Annotated in this window: 2 protein-coding genes and 1 pseudogene; 2 read left to right on the top strand and 1 reads right to left on the bottom strand. The window is 72.3% G+C overall.

Going from position 1 to position 1,487, the window contains the following annotated elements; translation table 11 throughout:
- Positions 1 to 90 precede the first annotated feature (90 nt).
- Positions 91 to 690 carry a malonic semialdehyde reductase gene (locus DKL51_RS31785; RefSeq protein ID WP_124813132.1) on the bottom strand — a complete coding sequence of 200 codons (600 nt, stop codon included), beginning with the start codon at positions 688 to 690 and terminating at the stop codon, positions 91 to 93.
- A 101-nt stretch (positions 691 to 791) separates the two neighbouring features.
- Between DKL51_RS31785 and DKL51_RS31780 the strand changes: the two genes are divergently transcribed.
- Positions 792 to 1,145, top strand: a complete 354-nt coding sequence (locus tag DKL51_RS31780; RefSeq protein ID WP_109947282.1) for a winged helix-turn-helix transcriptional regulator — start codon at positions 792 to 794, stop codon at positions 1,143 to 1,145.
- Positions 1,146 to 1,169: 24 nt separating this feature from the next.
- Positions 1,170 to 1,487, top strand: a pseudogene (locus DKL51_RS31775) (GNAT family N-acetyltransferase); the annotation flags it as partial.

Genomic DNA, 1,487 nt, shown 5'->3' with positions numbered 1-1,487 from the left:
TCCGGCTTCGTGCGGGTGGTGCTGCTGGTGGTGGTGCTGGCGCTGGTCGGGAAGCTCGGCTACGACCAGTGGTTCGCCGGCTGAGCCGGTTCAGGCGTGCCGGACGACGTCGTCGTAGTCGAGGCGGGGCAGCCGGGGGAACCAGGCGTCCGGGCCGGGCTTGCCGAGGTTGACCACGAGCAGGGAGCGCCAGCTGCTGTCGGCGAAGAACTCCTTGTCGAGGCCGTCGGCGTCGAAGCCGCCCATGGGGCCGGCGGCCAGGCCGGCGGCGCGGACGGCGAGCAGCCAGTAGCCGATCTGCAGGGTGGCGTTGAACCGGGCCATCTGCTCGCGGGCCAGCGGGTTCTCGGCGAGGCCGTCGCGCATCTCGGGGCGGATCGGGAAGACGCGCGGGATGAACTCGTGGAAGTCGGTGTCGGCGGCGAGGACGGCGACGACCGGCGCGGCGGCGGTCTTGGCCCGGTTGCCCTCGGCCATGTGGGTGAGCAGCCGCTCGCGGGGTTCGCCGTCGCGGATGAAGAGCACCCGCAGGGGCTGCGTGTTGGCGGCGGTCGGCGGGTACTTGGCGAGCTCGAAGATGGCGCGCAGCTGCTCGTCGGTGACGGGTTCGTCGGTGAACGCGTTGGCGGTGCGGGCGTCGGTGAACAGTTGCGCCTGCGCCTCGGGGTGCAGGGTGATCAGGTCGCTCATCGGGGTTTCCTCGCTCTACCAGGGGAACTTACTCCTGCAACGGTAGCAGCTAGCTTTTTAGTAGTCCCTTGAACCGTCGGTGCGCCCCGTATCCTGGAGGCATGACGGTCAGTCCGGAGCTGGGCGGCACGCCGAGGACGTGCGACGGGGGCCTCGCGCGCGCGTTCGCGTTCCTCGGCAAGCGGTGGAACGGCGTCCTGCTGGGGACCCTGGCCAACGGTCCCGCCGGCTTCGCCGAGCTGACCCGCGCCCTGCCCGGCATCAGCGAGTCCGTCCTGTCCGACCGGCTCGGCGAGCTGGCCCGGGTGGGCCTGGTCTCGCGCACCGTGCGAGAGGGCCCGCCGCTGGGGGTCAGCTACCAGCTCACCGACCGGGGTGCGGCGCTGCTGCCGGCCCTGGACGCCCTCGCCCGCTGGGCGCACGAGAACCTTCCCGAGGCTGGCCGCGGCTGCTGAGCGCCGCTGTGTGATCATCGGCGGATGCCGGTACGCGCCGAACACGACCGGGCCGTCCTGGCCGAGCTGCTGGGCCGCGACCCGGTGCTGCACGCCTACCAGCTCGGCGACCTGGACGACTTCTTCTGGCCGTACACCTCGTGGTTCCGCCGCGGCGACCAGGTAGCGCTGCTCTACCACGGGGTGGAGCTGCCAACGCTGCTGGCGTTCGCCGCGCCGGCGGACTCGGCGGAGCTGGCAGCGCTGCTGACCGACCTCGCGCCGCTGCTGCCGGCCCGGCTGTGGGCGCACCTCTCCCCCAGCCTGGACGCGACGCTGGACCGCTGGTTCCACGTCGAGGAC

Origin of the sequence: Micromonospora globispora (assembly GCF_003857015.1) — a bacterium.
In the GTDB taxonomy this organism is placed as follows: Bacteria; Actinomycetota; Actinomycetes; order Mycobacteriales; family Micromonosporaceae; genus Micromonospora; species Micromonospora globispora.
The sequence above is the reverse complement of the archived record's forward strand: the minus strand, read 5'-3'. Positions and strand labels throughout refer to the sequence as shown.